Below are 15,919 nucleotides of genomic sequence, written 5' to 3' on the forward strand. Positions count from 1 at the left end.
TTCTTCTTATTGCGGCAGCACTTCGACCGTGGCGCTCAGGCTGGCGCGGCGCGCAGGCTGCGCTGCCGTACCGCTGGCACCGCGGGCGCCGTGGCTGGCGCCGATCCAGTAGCGGCCGGCTTCGGGCCACTTGACGGTGAACTGGCCCTGGGCATCGGTCTTGAGCACGATCTCGCCCAGCTTGTAGCGGTAGCGGTTGCCGCCGCGCAGGATGGTCACGTCGTTGTTGGCAACCGGCTTGCCGTCGAGCAGGAGCTTGAAGCTGCTGGTGTCGCCCACGCTCAAATCGGTCGGCGTGGTGAGCGGGATCAGTTCCAAGCCGGCGCCCAGGGGCGCGAAATTCGTGGCAGCGGCCTTCTTGCCGTCGGCCTCGTAGGTGACGTAGGTCTCGACGCGGCTTTGCATCTGCGTCACCTGCACGTCTTCGGCATTGGCCGGCACCTCTTTGGCCAGCGCATCGAGGCTGCCGCGCCAGCGCTTGGTCTCGCCGCCCAGCTTGTAGCTGGCCATGGCGCTCTCGACGAAGTTGACGACGCGGTAGGTGCCCGGCAGCGTAGGCTTGAAATCGAAGCTGCTGCGGCGGCGTGCCTTGCTGAGGTTCTCAGCGCTCAGCTTGCTGCCATCGGGCGCGATGATGCTCAGGCCGTCGAGCGCCAGCGCGTTGGTGTCGTACTCGAACAGGTCTTCGGAGATGGCGCCGTCAACCGACACCAGCGGCTCCTTGCCGCTGACGACGGTGGCCAGCGGCAGCAGCCAGGGGTGGTGTGCCAGTGCGGCGGTGGGCAGCAGGGCGGCCGAGGCGAGCACGGCGGTCAGCAGGGCGCGGGGGGTGCGGGGGAAGTTCATCGCGTGGCTCCTTGGCGGGTCAGGGCTTGAGTTCGAGCGAGATGGCACCGAGCTCGTGTTCGCCCTGGGCCTTCACGGTCTGGGCGGTCTTGACGGGCCAGTCGAAAGGCGCACGCAGCACCTCGCGGCCACCGTTCTCTCGCGAGGCTTCAACCACCAATTGGTAGCTGCCCGGCGGCAGCGCGGCCAGGGCCTTGGCACTGCCGAGGCTGACGCTGTGCTCGCCCGGTGCGCGGGTGGCGGCGCTCACGCCGTCGATGGGGGTCTGCAACTCGCGACCGCTCTTGCGCCACCACGAGCGCATGTCCTTGAGCCACTTGGCGCCGCCGTTGTCCTTCTTCTTCACGTCGTACCAGAGCGCCAGGTTGCCGGCGAAGCTCTGGTCGGCCGCCTTCTCCACCCACACCGCCACGTAGGGGCGGTGGTACTCGGCCACGCTCAACTGCGGCAGCTGGAGCTTCAGGTTGGCGTCGGCCGCGAAAGCCGGCGCCGCGAGCGCGGCAGCCGCGCCCAGGGCCATGGAATAGCGCATTTGCATCATGGTTCCTTCAGGGGTCAATGAATAAAGAGAATCGCCAGCAGCAGCGGGATCACCAGCCCCGCGGCCACCACGGGCCAGGTGCTGGGGCGGTTGGCCGCGTGCATCTTTAGAATGAACAGCCCGGTCACAGAAAACACCAGGCAGGCCAGCGCAAAGAGGTCGATGAACCAGCTCCAGACCGCGCCGGTGTGGCGGCCCTTGTGCAGGTCGTTGAGGTAAGACACCCAGCCGCGGTCGGTGCGCTCGTATTCGAGCTCGCCGCTGTCGCGCGCGATGCGCAGCCAGGCGTCGCCCCCCGGGCGGGGCAGCGAGAGGTAGATCTCTTCAGGCGACCACTCGGCCGCGCGGCCCGCCACGTCGACCTTGATCTCGCTCGCGACCCACTCGGCCACCGCCGTCGGCAGCGGCGCTGCATCGTCGGCCTGCGCGAGCTGCGGCAGCAGCGCGGCCGGCATTTGCGCGGTGCGGTTGGTCACCTTCGGCTTGGATTCGATCTGGGTGGCGTGATTGAGCGTGAAGCCCGTCACCGTGAACAGCAGCAGGCCCAGCAGGCTCAGGGCCGAGCTGATCCAGTGCCACTGGTGCAGCGTCTTGAGCCAGTAGGCGCGGCGCCCGCTGTGCGCGCCCGCGCTCATGTCTCGGACCACATGCGAACGAGGTTGTGGTACGTGCCGGTGAGCGCAACCACCTCGGCGCTATCGCCGTGGGCTGCGCGCAGGCGCTGGATGGTCTGGTCCATCTCGAACAGCAGGCTGCGCTGGGCGTCGTCGCGCACCAGGCTTTGCACCCAGAAGAACGAGCACACACGCGCGCCGCGTATGACGGGCTGCACGCGGTGCAGGCTGCTCGACGGGTAAAGAATGAGATCGCCCGCCGGCAGCTTGACTTCGTGTGCGCCGTAGGTGTCCATCACCTCCAGCTCGCCGCCGTCGTAGTCGTCGGGGTCACAGAGAAAGAGCGTGCACGAGAGGTCGGTGCGCAGGCGCAGGCTGGTGCCCGGCACGCCGCGCACCGCGCCATCCACATGCAGGCCGTAGTGCTCGCCGCCTTCGTAGCAGTTGAAGAGCGGCGGCACGTAGCGCAGCGGCAGAGCCGCCGACATGAAGAGCGGGTTGGCCTCCAGCGCCTGCAGGATCACCCGACCCAGCTTCAACGACAGCTCGCCCGCCTCGGGGAGCTGCCGATTTCGCTTGACCTGAGCACCCTGCGCGCCGACGGTGGCGCGGCCGTCTTCCCAGTCGGCCATGTCGAGGGCCTGGCGCATGTCGGCCACCTGCTGCGGTGTAAGCACCTCGGGCACATGCAACATCATGCGAGGCCTCCTTTCACCAAGACAACAAGCGCCGACATGGGGTTCAAACCTCAGAACGACAGGTTCGCCGTGAGCAGCGCGTTGCGAGCGACGCCAGGAACGTAGCGCGAACCGCCGTTGTTGACGGACGCCACGTACTCCTTGTCGAACAGGTTGTTCAGGTTCAGCTGCAGCGAGACGTTCTTCGTCACGTCGTAGCTGACCATCGCATCGGCGATCCAGTAGTCGTCGATCTCGACCACGCCACTGGCGACGTTCGAGTTGCTGGTGCGCGACACGGTGTCCACGTAACGCAAACCGCCGCCAATCGTCAGCGCGGGCAGGACCTTGTAGCTCACCCACGAGGTGAAGGTGATCTTGGGCGTGTAGACGATCGTGTTGCCCGTGGAGCCGCTGGCGCCCGTGGTGCCTTGCAGGATCTCCGAGTCCATGTAGGCGAAACCGGCGTTCACGTTGAGGTCGGGGGTGATCTGGCCCACGACACCCAGTTCGAGCCCGTCAACGCGGCGCTTGCCGATCTGCGAGTAGGTGGCCGGCGTACCACCGTCCGAAACGATCTCGTTCTTGTTCTCGGCGCGGTAGATCGCACCCGTCAGGCCGAGCTTGCCGTCCAGCAGATCCCACTTGGTGCCCAGCTCGATGTTGCTGGCTTCCTGCGGCTCGAAGTCCGTGCGGTTCTGGCTGTTGCCATTGTTGGCGAGCTGGAAGTTGTTGCCACCCGGGGGCTGCGCAGAGTTGGACACCGCCGCGTAGACGCTGCTGGTGGGCGTGGGCTTGAAGACGCCACCGAGCTTCCAGCTCAGCAGGTTGTCGTTCACGCTCAAAGGCGCCGCCTGCACAAGCGGCGTGCCGCTCGCGCTGTTGGCTTCGGTGTGGAACTTCTCCCAACGCAGGCCGCCCGTGAGCAGCCATTGCTCGCCGAACTTCAAGGTGTCGAAGCCGTAGACCGCTGCGGTCAACGTGCTGCCCTTGTTGTAGGCGCCGGTGTCGACGGTGTCACGGAACACGTCGCCGGTGCTGGGGTTGTACAGGTTGGCCGGCGCTTGAGTCACGCCGGTCGGCAATGACTTGTTGACCTGGTTCTGGCGCTCGTAGGTGAACTCGACACCGGTCGACAGGTCATGCTCGACCGAGCCGGTCTTGAAGGCCGTCTGCAGGTTGGTCTGGTTGGTCAGGATCTCGTTCGACTGGTGGCGGCCCTGGCGGCTGCGCGCAATGGTGTAGGTCGACGGGTCGCTGGTCACGAAGCCGCTGCCAGCGGGGTTGACGCCGTTCACGCCCGTCAGCTGGTAGTCCTGCTCTGTGTGGCCCAGGCGCGAGGTGTTGCGCAGCACGATGCCTGGCGCAAAGTCATGCTCGAACTTCGCGGTGAACATGTTCACGGTGATGTCGTTGTAGTCGCCGGTCGAGCCGTAGAAATTGCTGCGATCGACAGCCGGGGAACCGGGCAGCGTATTGGCGGGGTAGGTGTAACCCGGCAGACCGATGGTGGACACACCGCCGTCCGGGATGTTGTTCTGCTTGACGTAGAGGTAGTTGAAGGTGGCGCGCGTGGGCGTGCCCAGACCGAACACCAGCGAAGGCGCGAAGCCGAAGCTCTTGTTCTCGGTCTCGTCGCGGCCCGGCACGCCGTAGTCTTGCGCCATCACGTTCAGGCGCAGCGCAGAGCCGGGGATGCCCAATTCCAGCGGGCGGTTCAGGTCGGCGGTGGCGCGCAGGCGCTTGTCGGTGCCGAGCACGACGCTGCCGTTGTTGAACGCTTCCTGGCTGGCCGTCTTGCTGACCAGATTCACATAACCCGAGGCCGCGCCGCGGCCGTTGTCGGAGCCCGATGGGCCCTTCACCACTTCGACCTGCTCGATGTTGAACATGTCGCGCGAGATGGCGCCCATGTCGCGGATGCCGTCGACGAAGATGCTGTTGGCGGTGTCGAAGCCGCGCATGAAGATGCCGTCACCGGTGGTGGTGTTGCCGTTCTCGCCCAGTTGCAGCGTCACGCCCGGGGTGTTGCGCAGGGCCTCGGTCAGCGTGGTGGCGCTTTGCTGCTGCAGCAGTTCTTTCTTGATGACGGTGATGGTTTGCGGCGTGTCCACCAGCGGCTGGGTGAACTTGGGGCTTTCCATCTTCTCGGCCTTGAACTCCGACTCGGCGGCGGCCTTGGCCTTCACGGCCGGCAAGGTCACCTCCTGAGCGCTGGCCGGCTTTGGTTCGGCCGGCGGCGTGGTGGTCTGGGCGACCACTGGCATGGCGATGGCCATCAGGCCCAGGGCCGCGGGGTAGGTGAAGGCGGATTGCCGCGCAGGCGCATGCTTGCGGCTCTTGATGTAGGCCAAGGTGTTCTCCTGAATGATGAGATGTCGAACGACGACGAAGGTGTTCCTTGGCTGGCGAAGAGCTGGCTAAGAGATTGACGAAATCGGTGTACGGCGAGGCGCTTTCCCTGATGGCCTTGCACGCGCGGAGCGGGAACGCTCGCAGCTTTTTATTTGGTGAGGATCAACTTGCCGAGAGAGGTCTGGCGCAAGCGGTAGAGCGCGCCGTGGTGCTCGATGTGCAGTTCCACGCCGCCGGCCAGCAGCTCGTCGCTGCTGATCCGCGGGATGCTTTCCGGCGAGCTGTGTGCAGCGCGTTCCGGCTGCGGCTCACGCCGCAGGTCGATCGGAGAACCGGGTGGCAAGGCGGGCGTGATCATGGTGGTTCAAGGCTGCTCGGGGTCGCTGATGAAGCCAACCTTGGTGAGGCCGGCCTTGGTGGCGTCGGCCAGCGTGTGCGCGACCTCGCGGTAGGGCACGCTCTGGTCCGCCTTGAGGTGGATCTCGGGCTGCGGCTCTTTCTTGCCTTCTTCGGCGAAGCGGCGCGCAGCCTCGGCGCGATCGATCGGCTCGCCGTTCCAGAAGCGCTGGGCGTTGGCGTCGATCGCGAACTCGACCTTCTCGGCCTTCTGGATGTTGGGCTGCGCGTTGGCGCGCGGCAGCTCCAGCTTCACCGCCTGCGTGAGCAGCGGCGCGGTGACGATGAAGATCACCAGCAGCACCAGCATCACGTCGATGAGCGGCACCATGTTGATCTCGGCCATGGGCGCGCCGGCGCTGCGGTTGTCGAAACTAGCGAAAGCCATGCTGCTCTCCTCAGGCGGCGCGCGGGCGGCCCGCCGCAGCAGCGTTGCGCACCGGTTGAAGCGGTGCGGGCGAGGTCTCGCTGCTCAGCGGCTGGCCCATCGACACGAAGGTGTGCAGCTCGTAGGCGAAGGCGTCGAGCTTGGAGAGGATCACGCGGTTGGAGCGCGTGAGCCAGTTGTAGCCCATCACCGCAGGGATGGCCACGGCAAGACCCAGGCCGGTCATGATGAGCGCTTCGCCCACGGGGCCGGCCACCTTGTCGAGCGTGCCGGCACCGCTCATGCCGATGGCCACGAGCGCGTGGTACACGCCCCAGACCGTGCCGAACAGGCCGACGAACGGCGCGGTGGCGCCCACGGTGGCGAGCATGGCCAGGCCGTTTTCCATGCGGGTGGTTTCTTCGTCGAGCACCTTCTTGATGGTGCGGGTGACGAAGTCGCCCGAGGTGCCCGCCTCTTCGAGCTTGGCGGCGCCGTACTTGGCGTGGTGCGCCTGCGCATGCATCGCATGGCTGGTGAGGTGCGAGAACGGGTCGTTGGCACCGTGCGTGGCGATCTCGTTGGAGACCGAGTCGAGCGAGGTGGCGTTCCAGAAGAAGTCGAGGAACTTCTCGCTGCGGCGCTTGCGCGTCATCATCGACAAGCCCTTGATGACGATGATGGCCCACGAGACCACGGACATCAGCACCAGGATGACGAGCAACGACTTGCCCACCACATCGCTTTGCATGATGAAGTGGCCGAAGCCCAGTGCGGAATCAGCAGTAGACACAGTCATTTCTCCAGTTCGAACATCACGGGGATCACGGCGTAGCCCGACATGGCCACGCCGTTCTCGGTATAGGGTTTGAAGCGCCACTTCTTGACCGACGCGAGCGCGGCTTCGTCGAGGCGCGGGAAGCCTGACGAGCGGCTGAGCTGCACGGCGGCCACATGGCCCTGCTCATTGATATAGACACGCAGGGTGACCGTGCCGGCCTCTTGCAGGCGGCGCGAGGTGCGCGGGTATTCGAGCGGCGTACTGAGGTACTCGACCGCCGACGCCGGGATCATCTTGGGCGGGGCCGGCGGCGCCGGGGGCGCGGGCGGGGCCTCGATCACGGTCTGCATCGGCGGCGTGGGTGCGGGCTCTTCGGGCACGGCCGGGGCCTCGAAGGCGGCGGGTGCCGGCGTGGGCTTGGGCGGCGCCGCCAGGATCTTGGGCGGCGGTGCCTTGACCACGGGCGGGGCGGGCGGCGGCGGCGGCGCGGGTGGCGCCGGCGGAGCGAGCAGCTCCACGAAGATCGGTGCCGACTCCATCACCGCCTCGCGCACGGCCGGCACCTGAAGGATGGCCCAGATGCCTGCGACGTGCGCCAGCGCAATGCCCGCGATCACGCCGCGGCGTTGGCCAGTACTCAGCCCGTCGGACGAGGCAGGCGGCCGGCGCGGCGCAAGCGGCGCACGGGGCACGGACGCGGCAGCAACGGAATGCGTGGACATGGAGTGCGAGTGAGGGGGAAACAAAGCTTTGCGTGTGAGCCGCAAAGCAGAAAACGCAAAGTCTAGCACTAACGCGAACGATTCGCATTTGCGAAATTGAGGAGCGTGGTGCAGAACGCACATTGCCGCACGATCGTGCATAAATTCCATCGGGCCTCGGGCCGGTTGCAGCAGCGGCCGGCCTCATGCGATGCACCACAAAAAAGGGCCGCCCGAAGGCGGCCCTGCTGGTCAGGCGATGAAGCAAGGCGATCGCGCGCTGCGGACCGCCTTGCGCGAAGCCCCGGTCAGTTCACGACCAGTACCTCGGCCTCCTTGCCGGCGTTGCTGCGCATCATGACGAGGAAGCCCGTCTGCGATGGCGACGCCGCCGCGCCATTCGCCACGCTCTGCGTGTCGACGCGGCCCAGGCGCAACGACCGCACGACACCGCTGCTGTCGCCCACCACCGCATAGCGCGGCGTGGCGGGCGTGAAGCGCATGTCGAGGATCTGGTCGGTGGTGGCGCCGGTGAAGTAGTTGTCGTAGGCGAAGGCCGAGAAGCTCAGCTGCGTCTGCGGCGTCACACCCAGCACGGCCAGGGGCACCGAGAAGATGGTGTTGGCCGAGTTGAGATCCGCATCGTCGTAGTAGTACGCCGTGCTGGCGCCCGTGGTCAGGTTGAGCACGTAGACCAAAGTCACGCCCGTGGCGGCGAAACCGGTCTGCTCCTGGTTGTAGACCGCGAAGTCGGGCACGCCGTCGGCGTTGACGTCGATGTCGATCTCGAACCCGCCAGGGTAGGCCGGGTGCGCGCGCCGCCCGAAGGTGTTGATGGCGAACTGCAGCGCGCCGGCCTCGGCCACGTAGCGCACACCCACCGCGCGCATGTCGACGAGTGCGAAACTCGAGCCCGGCGGGGGTTGGTCGGCCGCGGGGTACTTGGTGCTGGTGCCGGTGAGGGCGAACACGTCGAACTCGCTGTCGGCCAGGCCGGCGTTGGCGAAGAGGATGATGCCGCCCGGCCAGTTGGAGCGCTGAGCGATCAGCGCGCCCGCATCGGCCGCCTTGCGCGGCAGGATGTGCCAGGGCACGCTCAGCACCTCGGTGCCCGCGGTGAGCGTGAGGTAGCCGTCGTACTCGGGGCCGTCGAGCAGGTCGCCGCGGCCGCCGAGTGCGCCACCGTTGAGGGCCCAATCCGGCAGGTTGCGCGGGTTCACGCGCAGCTTGACGGTGATGGTTTCGCGGCTGTTGGCCGCCACCCGCACGCTGCCGGGCACGTGCACGGACACCGCACCACTGGCCTGGTCATCGGCATAGCGGAAGCCGTTGCGGATGGTGAAGGTCTTGGCCTTGTTGCTCAGGTTCTCGACCACGAGCTTCTTCTCGTACTCCACCGGCAGGCTCACCTCGCGCGCACCGAACGACAGCGCGGCCGAGAGGTCGTCTCGGTTGTAGGCCACAGCGCCCAGCGCGAGCGCCTTGTTGACGCGCACTTCGCCCGCGCCGATGCGCGTGATCGGCGCCAGCCGCCCGGGCAGCAAGGCCGGCTGGGTGTAGACCTCGGTGGTGGCACTGTTCATCAGCATCGCCTTCACCTGCAGCGGCGAGCGGTTCGGGAACGCCTGCAACAACAGCGCCGCCGAGCCGGCGATCATGGGCGTGGCGCCCGAGGTGCCGCCGAAGGCTTCTTCGCCATCGGCGCTGCCGGCCACGGCCGACACCGACGCGCCCGGCGCGCCGATCTCAGGCTTGATGGTCTGGAAGCTGATGCTCGGGCCGCGCGCCGAGGTGCTGGCCATGCTGCCGACCATCGCCACGCGGGTGGCGTCGGACACCGTCACGTGCACCGGCGCGGCGATGTTGGCCTTGATCGCGCTGGACAGCGACTGCTGGATCACGAGCGTGGGCACCATGTTCGTGCCGCCGCCATAGCTGAACGAGACCGCATCGCCCGGGGCGATGAGGCCGATCAGCACTGCGGTGGCGCCGGCTGCGCCGGCCGCGTCCACCTTCAGGCTGATGGAGCAGGTGCCGCGGTCGATCAAGGCCACCTTGCCGGCCACGTTGGGCAGCGCCTCGCCCGGGCATGCCGTGCCCGCGAAGACCACGTCGCCCGTAAAGCCGGCACCGACGGGCGCCCAGTCGACGGTGGCGGTGTTGCCGTACTCACCGGCGATGCCCGCCGGCGCATCCACGCGCAGGCGGTATGAGGTGGCGCTCGGCACCGCCGTCTGCGCCACGCTGATCACCCCCGGCGAGATGGAGGGCGAGCTCACCACGTAAGGCAGATTCGCGCTGTTGCCGGCCGCCGCCACGACCACGATGCCCAGGTTGACCGCGTTGGTCAGTGCCTCGGTGCTGTCGTCTTCGACCTGACCATAGCTGGAGCCGAGCGACAGGTTCATCACGTCGACCGCGTCGGAGAGATCGCCGTCGTCGTTCGGGTCGATCGCGTAATCGATCGCCTTCAGGATGGCAATGCCGTTGCAGCTGGTGGCCACCGAGCTGCACACCTTCAGCGCCACGAGTTGTGCGCCGGGTGCCACGCCCTTGTGTGCGCCGTCGAGGCTCTTGCCGCCGATGATGTCGGCCACGTGCGTGCCGTGACCCTGGTAGTCGATCGGATTGGGGTCTTCGGTGCGCGCGCCGTTGGGCCAGGCGTCACCGACGAAGTCGAAGCCCCCCACGACCTTGGTGGTGGGGTACACGCTCGGGTCGATGGTCGTGTTGCGCGGGTCGCTGGTGCTCGTGCCGAAGGCCTTCTCATAGGCCGCGGCCGTTCCCTCGCCACCCAGGTTGCGGTGCGTGTAGTCGACGCCGGAGTCGATCACGGCGACCTTCACGCCCGTGCCATCCACGCCCGTGGCCTGCGCGGCGCTCGCGCCGATGTACGGCACGGTTTCGCTCAGGCTCATCTCGTGGTGCACCACGCGGCGCACCTTGGTCACGCCGGGCAGGGCCGCAATCGCCTGCAGGCGGCGCGCATCGACACGCACCGCAATGGCGTTGTGCGCCACATGCACGCGGCCCAGCTCCACTGCGCCCAGCGCCTGCAGCCGGCTGGCGGCGGCCGACTGGCTGCTCACCAGCGCCGCACGGTGCGAGCGCAGAGCCGCACGCATGCTGTCGGGCGCCGCGCGCAAGGCTCGCATGTTCTTGCCCGAATCGGGTTCGGTGCCGCCCGCGGCCTGTGCACGCGAACTCAGGGCAACGGCCGCCGCGGCCACCGACGTATCGGAAAGGCTCACCCACACATCGACCGGGCCACTCGCGTTGGCGAGCTGCTTGTCGACCACGCCGGCGATCGCACCGCCGGGTGGCGCCAGGGCACCGACGCTGCGTGAGCTGGGGTCGGCCAGCGGCGCCTTGTCGGCATCGGACTGAGCGGGGCCGCTGTCGCCACCGCCGCAAGCGGCGATCACGAGGCTCGCGGCAAGGGCCAAGCCTGTCTTCCAGGAAAACGATATGGACACGAAGCACTCCTTGTGGGGTCACGTCCGATCAGAAGCGTGCCGGGGGTAGGTGCGCGCCCTGAGCGTGGTGTGGGGGTTGGGTGAGCGGCCATGCTCCGCGTTGGGTGCCAATGGCGTCAAGGCACGCCGACCCCCTACCACTAGGGGGATGAAGGAACCAGCCGGCGAGGATCCGATCGCGCAGCGCGTGCTCGCTCACGCGAGCTGCCGCTATCCTCGCGGGCATGAAAATCATCATCCGTTGGCTGCTGCTCGCAGCCGCGCTGCTTTTGCTGGCGCAAATCTATGGCGGCGTGTCCGTGGCGAGCTTCGGCTCGGCCATGATCGCCGCCGTCGTCCTCGGGCTGCTGAACGCGCTGCTGCGCCCGCTCCTGGTGCTGCTGACGCTGCCCGTGACGGTGCTGACGCTCGGCCTGTTCCTGTTCGTGATCAATGCGCTGATGTTCTACTTTGCAGCGCAGATCCTCAGCGGCCTGGCAGTCGCAAGCTTTGGCGCCGCACTGATCGGCTCGCTGATCTACAGCGTGTTCGGCCTGATCATCGACGCCGCCCTGGAACGGATCTTCTTCAAGCAGGGCTGAGCGGTGATGGCGGCGCAGCACGCCGCCATCACACACGACACCGCGCGAGCCGATGGGCAGCGCGGGCTACTTCAGCATCGCCTTGATGCCGCGCACCGCCTGGCGGATGCGCGCTTCGTTCTCGATCAAGGCAAATCGCACGTGGTCGTCGCCGTGGTCACCGAAGCCGATGCCCGGTGACACGCTCACCTTGGCCTTTTCCAGCAGCAGCTTGGCGAACTCCAGCGATCCTATCGCGCGGTAGCGCTCCGGGATCTGCGCCCAGATGTACATCGAGGCCTTCGGGTTCTCGACCATCCAGCCGGCCTCGTGCAGGCCCTTGACCAGCACGTCGCGCCGGCGCTGGTACTGCGCGGCGATCTCCTTCACGCACGCCTGGTCGCCCTCGAGCGCGGCGATCGCCGCCACCTGCAGCGGCGTGAAGGTGCCGTAGTCGTGGTAACTCTTGATGCGCGCCAGCGCCGCCACGAGATCGCGGTTGCCCACCATGAAGCCCACGCGCCAGCCGGCCATGTTGTAGCTCTTGCTCAGCGTGAAGAACTCGACCGCGATGTCTTTCGCGCCCGGCACCTGCATGATCGACGGCGCCTTCCAGCCATCGAACACGATGTCGGCATACGCCAGGTCGTGCACGACGAAGATGTCGTGCTTCTTCGCCAGTGCAATCACGCGCTCGAAGAAATCGAGCTCCACGCATTGCGCAGTCGGGTTCGACGGAAAGCCCAGCACCATCATCTTGGGCTTGGGGTAGCTGCCACGAATGGCGCGCTCCAGCTCGGCAAAGAAGTCGACACCGGGAACGAGTGGCACCGAGCGGATGTCGGCCCCCGCGATCACCGCGCCATAGATGTGGATGGGGTAGCTCGGGTCAGGCACGAGCACGGTGTCGCCGCGGTCGAGCGTGGCAAGCATCAGGTGCGCAAGGCCCTCCTTCGAGCCGATGGTCACGATCGCCTCGTGATCGGGGTCGATCTCCACCGCATAGCGATCGCGGTACCAATGCGAGATCGCGCGGCGCAGGCGCGGGATGCCCTTGCTGGCTGAATAACCGTGCGTGTCGGGCCGCTGCGCGACCTCGGCGAGCTTGGCAACGATGTGCGGCGGCGTAGCCCCGTCGGGGTTGCCCATGCTCATGTCGATGATGTCTTCGCCACGCCTGCGCGCCGCAAGCTTCAGCTCGGCCGTGATGTTGAAGACGTAAGGGGGGAGGCGATCGATGCGCGCAAAGCGGCGCTTGCCCGAGACAGACATTGAATTGACTTTCACGTAAGCGCCCGGAACCGTCCGAGCGACGTGCCCTGCGTGGTGCGGGGCGGAGGGGATGGTAAGGCAAGCCCGTTCCTGGGAGTCGCTTCTGCAGCAGCGCTAGCATCCCTCGTCCGGCCGAAGAGGCCCGCTGCATCGACATGCCATGCCCATCCATCCCCATGTGTACGGACACCGGAACCTGCGATCGTTGCTGCTGGTAGGTGCACTCGCAACCTCCCTGTCTGATCCCTCGCGCGCTGGCGCGGCGGGCGATGCTGCCGACTACGCGCGAGCCCACCGGCTTGTTGACATCGATCACGGTCGTCGACTGAACCTTTTCTGCAAAGGCAACGGTGGCCCGGTCGTAATCTTCGATGCAGGAATGGGACAGGAGAGCTGGGACTGGCTCGGCGTGCATCCGTCTGTAGCCAAGCTGACCACCGCCTGCGTTTATGACCGCGCGGGCTATGGGTTCAGTGATGCGGCAACACGGCCGTCCACCCACGCGCAGTCGGCTGCTGATCTCCACGCCCTGCTTCATCGTGCAAACCTGAAGCCACCGTATGTGCTGGTCGGCTTCTCTCTGGGGGGACGCGTTGCGCAGCTCTACGCCTACACCTGGCCCAAGGAGGTCGCTGGCTTGGTAATCGTCGACAGCGAACACGAGGACGAACCCGAGCGTGGAAACCGCGTGACCGGCGGAAGGTTCTCCACCCTGCTGACGCAGGAAAAAGCGATGCACGAGGCCTGCGACAAGGCGCTGCGCGCGGGCGTGAAAGAAGGAACCGACGCCCACACGCAGTGCGTGGGCGACAGCTCCAACACCTACGGGCCAGTCCTGTGGCCCGTGGTGAAGGCGGCACAGCAGGAGCCGAAGCGGCTGAACGCCGCGAGATCTGAATTTGCCAACTACTACGGCCGAAGTGCAACACAGCTGCGTGCCGCACGCGCTCGCTTCGGGGACCTGCCGCTCGTGTACCTGAGTCGCAGCATCAGCCCCTACGCGACACCCGGACAACCCCCCAGTGAGCTCAGCAGAGCATTCGAAGCAGAGGTACGAACGTCACACGAAGAGATCGCCCGCCTGTCGAGCCGTGGTGTCCACCGCGTGGTCGCCGGTGTCGGGCACAACATCCCAGGGGAGAACCCGCAAGCGGTGATCGACGCGGTGATCGAGGTGCTAGGCATGCAGAAGCGGTGAAGTCTGTCCACAGGCTCGAAGGCCAATCTGAAGCGGACCCCCTGCCTACGGGCGTGAAGGTGACACCAACCCCACCGTCTTCACCCCCGCCCCACGCACCTCGAACCTCACAGTCTGCACCACGCGCCCATCGTCGGCCACGAGCCGCAGCTCATGCCGCCCCGGCCAAGGCGCCCAGTCGTGGCCCGTGCCTCGCGCCACGCGCTTTCCATCGAGCAGCCACACGCCGCGCTCGCCTTCGAAGCGGATGCGCTGCGTGTGCGGCGGCATGTCGGGGTCGAGCGCGAAGAGGCTGCCGTCGCGTGGGCTGGTGATGCCGTAGCGCTGCGCGCCGCTCACCTGCGCGCTTGCTTGCCATTGCCGCTGCGTGGTGCCGGCGAGGAAGAGTTCCTCCCTCGGGGCTTCGCGTTGCGCGGCCAGTTGCGCCGGCTCGCGGACCACGCCGCGTGGCAGGGGCGGCCGCTGCGAGGGCTGGCCTTGATGCAGCCAGCGCACGAGCGACTGCCACACGGGCGCCGCGCCGCTCACGCCGCTCACGTGGTGCATGGCCTCGCCGCTTGCGTTGCCCACCCACACGCCAACCGTGTAGCGATCGGTGTAGCCGATGCACCAGTTGTCGCGCATGTCCTTGCTGGTGCCGGTCTTCACCGCGGCGAAGCCGGGCGTGGCGAGCACGCTGTCGAGCCCGAAGGTGCGCGCGCGCGCGGCGTTGTCGGAGAGGATGTCGCCGACCAGGTAGCTCGCGGCCGCATCGGCCACGCGGCGTGGTGGTGCGGGCGCACGGCGCACCACAGGCGTGGCCGGGGTGTAGAGCCCGCCGTTGGCGAGCGTGCGGTAGGCGTTGGTGAGCGACAGCAGCGCGACATCTGCCGCGCCGAGCGCGAGCGCGTGGCCGTAGTAGCCGGCCGGTTCGGGTAGCGCGAGGCCGAGCGCATTGAACCGCGCGTGCAGCGCGTCGGCCCCGAGCATGGCGCCCACGCGCACGGCCGGCACGTTGAGGCTCGCGCCGAGGGCGGTGCGCGCCGAGACCCAGCCCTTGTAGGCGAGGTCGTAGTTCTTCGGCAGGTACAGGCCGTTGGTGGTGGACAGCTCCGCCGGCGCGTCGTCGAGCAGGCTGGCCGGCGTGATGTAGCGGCGCTCGAAGGCGAGGCCGTAGACGAAGGGCTTGAGCGTGGAGCCCGGCTGGCGGCGTGCGGTCACGCCATCGACCTGCGCCGCCGCCGACAGATTGCCGCTGGAGCCGACCCAGGCGAGCACCTCGCCGCTGGCGTTGTCGAGCACCAGCACGGCGCCGTCTTCGACGTTGCGGCCGCGCAGCTCGGCGAGGTGGCGGCGCAGCGTGGCGATGGCCACGCGCTGCAGCCGGGCATCGAGCGTCGTGCGCACCTGGGCGGCTGTGCCGGTGTCGACCTGGCGCGCGAGGTGCGGCGCGAGCTGCTCGCCGAGCGGCATGCCACCACGGCGCTGCAGGGCGGTGTGGGTGAGCGCCGTGACGCCGGTGCACTCGGCGTTCTGCTGGCGCAGGATGCCGCAGGCGCGCTGCGCGACCACGTCGGCACTGGCGTTGGGGCCGCGCACGAGTGCCGCGGCAATGGCGGCCTCGTGCGCGTCGAGGCCGCTCGGGTACTTGCCGAAGAGCGTTTGCGACAAGGCACCGATGCCCACCAGCTCACCGCGGAAGGGCACGCGGTTGAGATAGGCCTCGAGGATCTGGCTCTTCGACCAGCGCGCATCCAACTGCGCGCCGGTGACGGCCTGGCCGATCTTCTGCGCCACGCTGCGACCACCGGCGGGGCGGGCCACGTCGTCATCGATCAGGCCGGCAAGCTGCATGCTCAACGTGGAGGCGCCGCGTGTGCGCGTGTTCCACAGGTTGGCCCACGCGCTTTGCGCCACCGCACTCCAATCCACGCCGCTGTGCTCGTAGAAGCGCCGGTCTTCGCTGAGCACGATGGCGTGCAGCAACGCGGGCGACATGTCGGCCAGCGGCACCCACGCGAGGCGGCGCACGGACATGTCGGTGCGCAGAGTTTGGATGGGGATGCCCCGGCGGTCGAGCAGGGTGATGTCGGAAGGGCGGTGGGCGAGCTTCACTTCGTTGAAGGCAGGCACGGCAAGTGCGCCACCTGCCATCA

At 67.6% G+C, this 15,919-nt stretch carries 14 protein-coding genes; 2 read left to right on the top strand and 12 right to left on the bottom strand.

Annotated elements, in window-relative coordinates:
* Positions 1-6: 6 nt before the first annotated feature.
* From AC1KAR_RS09430 to AC1KAR_RS09475, 10 genes are all read right to left on the bottom strand, one after another.
* The gene (locus AC1KAR_RS09430) at positions 7-846 is read right to left on the bottom strand and encodes a DUF4198 domain-containing protein (protein ID WP_480316800.1); all 840 of its coding nucleotides are present in this window, start codon (positions 844-846) and stop codon (positions 7-9) included.
* Positions 847-865: 19 nt separating this feature from the next.
* Positions 866-1,384 (bottom strand): DUF2271 domain-containing protein, encoded by a 519-nt coding sequence (locus tag AC1KAR_RS09435; protein ID WP_480316802.1) that lies wholly within the window; start codon positions 1,382-1,384, stop codon positions 866-868.
* A gap of 17 nt (positions 1,385-1,401) precedes the next feature.
* The gene (locus tag AC1KAR_RS09440) at positions 1,402-2,022 is read right to left on the bottom strand and encodes a PepSY-associated TM helix domain-containing protein (protein WP_480316804.1); all 621 of its coding nucleotides are present in this window, start codon (positions 2,020-2,022) and stop codon (positions 1,402-1,404) included.
* On the bottom strand, positions 2,019-2,699 hold the full coding sequence (locus tag AC1KAR_RS09445) for a Fe2+-dependent dioxygenase (protein ID WP_480316806.1): 681 nt from the start codon (positions 2,697-2,699) through the stop codon (positions 2,019-2,021). Before AC1KAR_RS09445 ends, AC1KAR_RS09440 begins: the two co-directional genes overlap by 4 nt.
* Before the next feature lie 50 nt (positions 2,700-2,749).
* Positions 2,750-5,032 (bottom strand): catecholate siderophore receptor Fiu, encoded by a 2,283-nt coding sequence (locus AC1KAR_RS09450; RefSeq protein ID WP_480316808.1) that lies wholly within the window; start codon positions 5,030-5,032, stop codon positions 2,750-2,752.
* A 149-nt stretch (positions 5,033-5,181) separates the two neighbouring features.
* Positions 5,182-5,391, bottom strand: a complete 210-nt coding sequence (gene hemP, locus AC1KAR_RS09455) for a hemin uptake protein HemP (protein ID WP_480316811.1) — start codon at positions 5,389-5,391, stop codon at positions 5,182-5,184.
* A gap of 6 nt (positions 5,392-5,397) precedes the next feature.
* Positions 5,398-5,817 (bottom strand): ExbD/TolR family protein, encoded by a 420-nt coding sequence (locus tag AC1KAR_RS09460; RefSeq protein ID WP_480316813.1) that lies wholly within the window; start codon positions 5,815-5,817, stop codon positions 5,398-5,400.
* Positions 5,818-5,827: 10 nt separating this feature from the next.
* Complete coding sequence (locus tag AC1KAR_RS09465) at positions 5,828-6,547, bottom strand: MotA/TolQ/ExbB proton channel family protein (RefSeq protein ID WP_480317815.1); 720 nt, start codon at positions 6,545-6,547, stop codon at positions 5,828-5,830.
* A 44-nt stretch (positions 6,548-6,591) separates the two neighbouring features.
* On the bottom strand, positions 6,592-7,299 hold the full coding sequence (locus AC1KAR_RS09470) for an energy transducer TonB (RefSeq protein ID WP_480316815.1): 708 nt from the start codon (positions 7,297-7,299) through the stop codon (positions 6,592-6,594).
* Positions 7,300-7,586: 287 nt separating this feature from the next.
* A complete protein-coding gene (locus tag AC1KAR_RS09475; RefSeq protein ID WP_480316817.1) occupies positions 7,587-10,754 on the bottom strand; it encodes a S8 family peptidase in 3,168 nt (1,055 codons plus the stop codon).
* A 224-nt stretch (positions 10,755-10,978) separates the two neighbouring features.
* On the opposite strand from AC1KAR_RS09475, the gene AC1KAR_RS09480 reads away from it, so the two are divergent.
* Positions 10,979-11,335 (top strand): phage holin family protein, encoded by a 357-nt coding sequence (locus tag AC1KAR_RS09480; protein WP_480316819.1) that lies wholly within the window; start codon positions 10,979-10,981, stop codon positions 11,333-11,335.
* A gap of 66 nt (positions 11,336-11,401) precedes the next feature.
* Here the strand turns inward: AC1KAR_RS09480 and alaC are convergent, their stop codons facing one another.
* The gene (alaC, locus tag AC1KAR_RS09485) at positions 11,402-12,586 is read right to left on the bottom strand and encodes an alanine transaminase (RefSeq protein ID WP_480317817.1); all 1,185 of its coding nucleotides are present in this window, start codon (positions 12,584-12,586) and stop codon (positions 11,402-11,404) included.
* Positions 12,587-12,746: 160 nt separating this feature from the next.
* On the opposite strand from alaC, the gene AC1KAR_RS09490 reads away from it, so the two are divergent.
* Complete coding sequence (locus AC1KAR_RS09490; protein WP_480316821.1) at positions 12,747-13,784, top strand: alpha/beta fold hydrolase; 1,038 nt, start codon at positions 12,747-12,749, stop codon at positions 13,782-13,784.
* Positions 13,785-13,829: 45 nt separating this feature from the next.
* Here the strand turns inward: AC1KAR_RS09490 and pbpC are convergent, their stop codons facing one another.
* Complete coding sequence (pbpC, locus tag AC1KAR_RS09495; protein ID WP_480317819.1) at positions 13,830-15,917, bottom strand: penicillin-binding protein 1C; 2,088 nt, start codon at positions 15,915-15,917, stop codon at positions 13,830-13,832.
* Between the last annotated feature and the right edge of the window lie 2 nt (positions 15,918-15,919).

It is taken from the genome of Piscinibacter sp. PDB1-1, from assembly GCF_056675995.1.